This window comes from Streptomyces antioxidans, assembly GCF_000968685.2.
GTDB lineage: Bacteria > Actinomycetota > Actinomycetes > Streptomycetales > Streptomycetaceae > Streptomyces > Streptomyces antioxidans.
In genome coordinates this window covers 21,478-28,047 of record NZ_LAKD02000104.1, presented here as the reverse complement: position 1 = coordinate 28,047, position 6,570 = coordinate 21,478, and the positions used below count along the sequence as shown (strand labels likewise).

Sequence of the window (6,570 nt, the reverse complement as noted above, 5' to 3'; positions counted from 1 at the left end):
CCACACCGAAGACACCGACCGAGAGCAGCCCCCCACCGGACACGGCACATCCAGCGCAGAAGCGGGCCAGGGCGACACGGAGGCAAGCGCCGAGACGGACGCGCGCAACAGCACCCCGGCACCCCACGGACACGACACGGCCGGGGGCCCCGAGAGCTCCGGTGGTGGGGGCAAGGGGCGGCGGTCGGTGGCGGCTGAGGCATTGGCTGCTGCCGTACGGGCCGTGGAGAGCGGTGAGCGTTCGGCGGCGTCGTTCTTCAACGACGCCCCCGCCCCGCGTCCGGCGGCGCCCGCCGCCCCTGCCGCCCCCGCCGCACCCCGTGAGCGGGCCCGCGCGGCGGCCCCCGCCTCCGCGCCCGCTCCCGTACGTCCGCCGTCGGCCCGTCCGGCGCGTGGGCCCGGGGGCGAGGTCCCCGGCAGCGGCGGCATCCGGGAGGTGCTCGCGGCGGGCGGGGCCCCCGAGGCCCTGGCCGGAAAGGTCGCCGAAACCCTCGGGGAGCACGCCGCCGAGGCACTGCGCGAGGACCCCTGGCAGCTGCTGGCCGTGCCCGGCGTACGCCCCGACCAGGCGGACGGCTTCGCCCGCTCCCTGCTCGGCCCAGCGTGCGAGCCCGGCGACGAGCGCCGTGCGCTGGCGCTCACCGGCTGGCTGCTGGAGCGTGCCGCCCTCGAAGGGCACACCGCGCTGGAGTCGTCCGCGCTGCGCGACGCGCTCGCCAAGGCATCGGTGCCGGATCCGGACGAGGCGCTGCGCACCGCGATCGCGGAGGGTGCGGTGCTGGTCTTCCAGGACGCGCTCGACGCCCCGGCGGGGGTGCGTCCCCGGGCGGCCGAGGACGAGGACGCCGAGCAGCCGGTGCGGGTGCTGCTGGGGCTGGACCGCTATGCCCTGGCGGAGGAGAGCCTGGCCGACGGTCTCGCCCGGCTCGCGAGCACCTTCGCCCCCGCACAGGACGGCGAGGCCTCGCCGGGCGAGGCCGAGTGGGAGCGCGCGGCCGCCGCCGCGCCGTCCCCCTCCGCTGCGGAGCTCATCCGTAGCGTCGCGGCCCACGGCCTGGTCGCCCACAGCGGTGGCGAGGCGGCGCGCGCCGAACCGGCGGCGCTGGTCGCCGCCGTGCGGGCCATGGGCCTGCGGGCCTATGCGGCGGCGCACACCGAGGACGGCAGGCGGCGGCTGGCCGCCGCACTGAGCGAGTCCCCGAGCGCCGGTCCGGCCGGTCCGGACGCCGGTCCGGACGTGGTCGCGGCCCCAGGGCGGGACGCAGGACCAGGCGCGGGACCGGACGAGGCCCGGGAGACCATCCCGGCCGCCGTCACGGTCGCGGGGCTGCTGGCCGACGCCGAGGGCCCCGGACGCGACGAGGAGGGCGCGCTGGCACTCGATCTGCTCGTCGTGCTGGACGCCCCGCAGCTCGATGTGGAAACGGCCGCGATGCTGGTCGAGTCGCTGCCGGACGGCGCCCGTCTGGTGCTGAGCGGGGACCCGGGGGTGCTGTGGTCGGCCGGTCCCGGCCGGGTCTTCGCGGACCTGGTGGCGGCCCGCCGCTGCCCACAGGTCGTCTCCCGCACCCCCGACCCCGGCCCCATCGGCGAGCTCGTCTCGGGGATCGGGATCGGCGAGCTCAGCCAGGTGGAGGCGCCCGGCAAGGAGGTCGTGATCGTGCCCGTGCGGGACGCGGGCGAGGCGGTGCACCGCACCGTGCAGCTCGTCGCCGACTCGGTGCCCCGTGCGATCGGCGTCCCGCCCGAGCAGACCCAGGTGATCACCCCGGGCCACGGCGGCGCGGCCGGTACCCGCGCGCTCAACGCGGCCTTGAAGGACCGCCTCAACCCCGGCCCCGGCCGGTTCGGCGGCTTCGACCCGGGCGACCGCGTGGCGTACACCCCGGCCCCGGGCCGTGCGGTGCCGGGCACCGTGGTCTCGGCGGACGCCGAGGGGCTGCACCTGGATTGCGCGGGCACACCGGTCGTGGTGGAGCGCGAGGAAGTCGGCGAGTTGGTGCGGCACGGCTGGGCCCTCACCGCGCACCAGGCGGCGGGAGCACGCTGGCCCGCGGCCGTAGTGGTGCTGCCGGGCGACGCCGCGGCGGGGCTGACCCGCGCCTGGGTCTATACGGCCTTCGGCCGCGGTGAGCTCCATCTGTCGGTGGTCCACGGCGCGGACGCGGCCCTGCCGCGAGCGGTTGCGGAGATCCCCTTCAAGGACCGCACCACCCGCCTGCGCGCCCTCCTCCAGGCCCAGGTCCCACCCGCGCCCACTGGCTGACCGACGGCCCGCGCCGGGCCCCGCAAACCCGGTTCCGCGACGGTCCTCCGCACGCCCCCGGCCCTGGATCGCCCGGCCCCTCACGACCAAGCGGTCCGGGGCCGGGGTACGAAGCCAAGTAATCCGGGCCCAAGCCACCCAGACCCAAGCAGCCCGAAGCCGAGCCACCTAGGCCCAAGCACCCAGAAGCGGAGCCGCCCAGGAACCGAGCAGCCCGAAGCCACGGCCCGAGACCGAGCAATCCGGGCCCGAGCGCCCCAGAGTCACCACCGAACGCGAACCAGCGCCGGGTGCGACCCACCGCCGGGCCCGAGCGATCCGAAACCCAGCAATCCAGAGCCCCAGCGACCCAGGCCCCAGCGACCCGACCCCCAGAAATCGGGGAGCGGTCCGAGACCGAGTGGCCCCGGGCCAGGCGATCCCGGACCTCAGACCTCAGCTGCCCGGCTCCAGGACCTCCAGGTCATCCTCGTCCTCGCCTTCGTCCTCGGCCTCCTCGTCGAAGACCGAGCTCATGTCGAAGCGGCACACGACCATATGCGGATCCGCCTGGTCGAAGGGGGCGGAAAGCCACTCCCCCGGCTCCGGGGGCTCTTCGGCCGCCACCACCCAGAGCGTGGAGTCGCCCTCCTCCAGCCCGAACTCCTTGTGCCGAGAGGCGATCTCGTCCGGCTCGAACTCGCCGAAGACCACCCCCAGGGCGGTGTGCACGCTCTCCCCTGCGGCCGCCCCGCCCTCCTTGTCGTTCCCCGTGTCGATGTCCGGATCCAGGTCGGCGATCCGCTGCGCCTGCGACAGCAGTCGCTGCGGCTCGGCGACGACGTAGTCCCTGCGGATCAGCACGCTCAGCGCGCTCGGCTCGTCCGGCCCGGCATAGGCGGGGAGGCGGTCGTCACCGGGGATCTCGAAGGGCGTCACCTCGTCGTAGGCGTCATAAAGCAGCTCGTCGTAGACCTCGGCTGCCGCGGCCAGTTCGTTGAACGCGGCGTAGACGGCCGGATCGCCTTCCCCCGACCGGCGTTCGACAGCGTCGAGGTGACGATCCAGTGCGGCTTTCACCGCTTCAGCGGCGGCACGTACCTCGGCAGCGGATGGCTGCGCAGCATCAGACATAGTGCAGACGCTATCCGTAGCAGGGCAGTTCCCGCACAATAGATGCGATGCCGGAATACGAATTCTGTGATGTGTATGTGCCACGCGGTGTTTCCCGCAAGGCCACTACCCGCCTGCTCACCGACCATGCCGAGTACGGACACTGGGAGTTGGATCGCCTGAGACTCAACCCCGACGGCAGCCGCAGAGTGCGATTGCGGCGCCGGATCATCCGCCAGCTCCGGGCGACCTGGTAGCGGGCCGGGACAGGCCGGGACGGGCGGAGACGGGCCGGAACATGACCGGGCGGGCCCCGCCGGTTGCGGGGCCCGCCCGGAGTGACGCCACGGTCACCCGCCGTATGGAATCGGGTGGGTGACGCGGGGCGCATGAGGCGCGGTGCACGGTGTGTGGTGCGGTGGGATCACCACCCGGCACCGGCCAGCGTCCATCAGCGCGGGCCAGTGCCCATCAGCGCGAGATGTGATCAGCGCTGCGCGGCGCGGGCCCGGCGGTAGAGCACCGTGCCCGCCAGTAGCATGCCCGCGGCGGCCGGAACCGCCAGCCCCACGGGGCCCGCTCCAGTGTGCGCGAGCTGCTCCTGGTCGCCGACGTTTGCGGACGGCTCGAGGCCGTGGACTCCCGTGTGCTCGGCCTGGTGGCCCTGCGAGGAGTCTCCGGGCTGCTCCGAGCCACCACCGGGATTCGAACCCCCCGGGTTACCGGGGTTGCCCGGATTCCCAGGCTGACCAGGGTTTCCGGGGTTGCCCGGATTCCCCGGATTCCCGGGGTTCCCCGGGTTGCCGGGCTCCTCCGGGGTCTCCGGCACCGCCGGCACCGTCTCCCCGCAGTCGCCCCCACCACTGCTGTTCCCGAACCCGACCGCCGTGACGTTGTTTCCGCACACATTGACCGGAACACCGATCGGGGCCTGGATGTTGTTGCCGGACGCGATGCCCGACGAGCCGCTGCTGCCGCCCTGCGCCTGCGAGCCGCCGGACTGTGAGCTCCCAGCCTGCGAGCTCCCGGACTGCGAGCTCCCGGACTGCGAACCGCTGGCCTGCGAGCCGCCACCGACGGACGAGGCACCCGAGGCGCCACCGGTCCGGTCGCCGCACTGCCCCCCGCCCGCGCCGTTGAAGACACCGATGACACTGACCGTGTTTCCGCACAGGTTCACCGGCACGTGCACCGGGACCTGGATGTTGTTGCCCGAGACGATGCCCGGCGAGTACGCGGCGCCACCATCGGCGCCCGACCCCGCCGCGTGGGCATAGCCGCCGGTCACGGCGAGAACGCCGCTGGCCGCGGCTACGGTGATCAGGCCCTTTTTCGCAACCTGTCGCATAACTGTCTGCTCCCCTAGCCTTCCGTCCCGGACGGAGCGTGCGCGGGCGATCCTCGCCCGCACCCCCATCCCCGAGCGGCCCCGGAGCGCACACACACTCCGAAACCGCCCGGGATCACACCCCGGTGGACCGTGACCCGATGTCACGTGATCGATGCGGTAGTTGCCGAAGGCGGGGCACAGCACCACCCCCTTGTCGGCATCGCGGCCCGGTGACGAGCCGCACACACCATGTAACGAGGAGGGAGCAATCAAGCTATCAAGCTACGACACCATTCACCCTTTTTGGTCCCTTCAGTATGTGTGATCGATTAGGCCGAACGTGTCAGCCCAGCAGTGAGCCCTGCAGAGCACCACCGGCTGGCCCCGCAGCGGCCTCAGCTGGCGTCCAGGAACCGGTCCAGCACCCGCACACCGAACTTCAGCCCGTCCACCGGCACCCGCTCGTCGACCCCGTGGAACATCCCGGCGAAGTCCAGCTCCGGGGGCAGCCGCAGCGGCGCGAAGCCGAAGCAGCGGATGCCGAGGTCGTCGAAGGACTTCGCGTCCGTACCGCCCGAGAGGCAGTACGGCACGGCGCGCGCGATCGGGTCCTCGGCCTTCAGCGCCGACTGCATGGCCTCCACCAGCGCCCCGTCGAAGGTGGTCTCCAGCGCCTTGTCCGCGTGCACGTCCTCCCGCTTGACCCGCGGGCCGAGGATGCGGTCGAGGTCGGCCAGGAACTCGTCCTCCAGCCCCGGCAGGAAGCGCCCGTCCACATGCGCCGTGGCCTGCCCCGGGATGACGTTCACCTTGTAGCCCGCGTTGAGCATGGTCGGCGCGGCGGTGTTCTGCAGCGTGGCACCGATGATCTTCGCGATGCCACCCAGCTTGGCGAGCGTCTCGTCCATGTCCTCCGGGTCGAGCGGGGTGCCGAGGGCATCGGACAGCTCGTCCAGGAAGGACCGTACGGTCTTGGTGACCCGCACCGGGAACTTGTGCCGCCCGAGCCGCCCGACCGCCTCGGTCAGCTCCGTGATGGCGTTGTCGTTGTTGGTCATCGAGCCATGACCCGCGGTGCCGTCCACCGTGAGCCGCATCCAGTGCATGCCCTTCTGAGCGGTCTCGATCAGATAGAGCCGCAGCTGCTCATTGACGGTGAAGGAGAAGCCGCCGACCTCGCCGATCGCCTCCGTCACGCCCTCGAAGAGCTCGGGATGGTTGTTGACCAGGTGCTTGGCCCCGTAGACCCCGCCCGCCTCCTCATCGGCGAGGAAGGCCAGCACGATGTCGCGCGGCGGCTTGCGGCCGCTGCGCAGCCGGTCCCGGACGACCGCGAGCGTCATCGCGTCCATGTCCTTCATGTCCACCGCGCCCCGGCCCCAGACGCAGTCGTCCACGATCTCGCCGGAGAAGGGGTGGTGGGTCCAGTCCTCGGCGTTGGCCGGTACGACGTCGGTGTGGCCGTGGATGAGCAGCGCGGGACGGGACGGATCCTCCCCCTCGATCCGCGCCACGGTCGACGCCCTGCCCTTGTGCGACTCGAAGATCTCGGGCTCGAGGCCCACCTCGGCCAGCTTCTCGGCGACGTACTCGGCGGCCGCGCGCTCACCGGGGCCGGAGTGGTCGCCATAGTTACTGGTGTCGATCCGGATCAGGTCACGGCAGAGGTCGACCACCTCGTCCTCACCCTTGACCGTCCCGGTCGTCGTCGCGTTCGAAAGCGACTCACTCACGATGCCTCCTCGTCGTTGCGCTGCCGCGGTACGCCCAGCCATCGGACCCCGCGGCGGGGGGTCACCCGCCCATACTCCTCCGCGCACCCGCCCAGCCCAAGGCGGCAATACCGCCGTCATACCCCCGTCACACAGCCCACCCGCCCGAC

5 protein-coding genes are annotated in these 6,570 nt (G+C 72.8%); 2 read left to right on the top strand and 3 right to left on the bottom strand.

Going from position 1 to position 6,570, the window contains the following annotated elements; all coding sequences use genetic code 11:
- Nucleotides 1–2,266 (top strand): helix-hairpin-helix domain-containing protein (locus tag VT50_RS31185; RefSeq protein WP_079343929.1); only part of this gene is annotated, 2,266 nt, incomplete at its 5' end.
- Nucleotides 2,267–2,701: 435 nt separating this feature from the next.
- Here the strand turns inward: VT50_RS31185 and VT50_RS31180 are convergent.
- Nucleotides 2,702–3,379, bottom strand: coding sequence for a hypothetical protein (locus VT50_RS31180; RefSeq protein WP_046089732.1), 678 nt, complete (start codon nt 3,377–3,379; stop codon nt 2,702–2,704).
- Nucleotides 3,380–3,426: 47 nt separating this feature from the next.
- On the opposite strand from VT50_RS31180, the gene VT50_RS31175 reads away from it, so the two are divergent.
- A complete protein-coding gene (locus tag VT50_RS31175; protein ID WP_014059547.1) occupies nt 3,427–3,615 on the top strand; it encodes a DUF5703 family protein in 189 nt (62 codons plus the stop codon).
- 230 nt (nt 3,616–3,845) lie between these two features.
- Here VT50_RS31175 and VT50_RS31170 read toward each other — a convergent pair whose 3' ends face one another.
- Nucleotides 3,846–4,706 (bottom strand): chaplin, encoded by an 861-nt coding sequence (locus VT50_RS31170; RefSeq protein ID WP_046089733.1) that lies wholly within the window; start codon nt 4,704–4,706, stop codon nt 3,846–3,848.
- Nucleotides 4,707–5,083: 377 nt separating this feature from the next.
- Entirely contained in the window at nt 5,084–6,421 is a 1,338-nt protein-coding gene (locus tag VT50_RS31165; RefSeq protein WP_046089734.1) for a M20/M25/M40 family metallo-hydrolase, read from the bottom strand.
- Nucleotides 6,422–6,570: the final 149 nt, after the last annotated feature.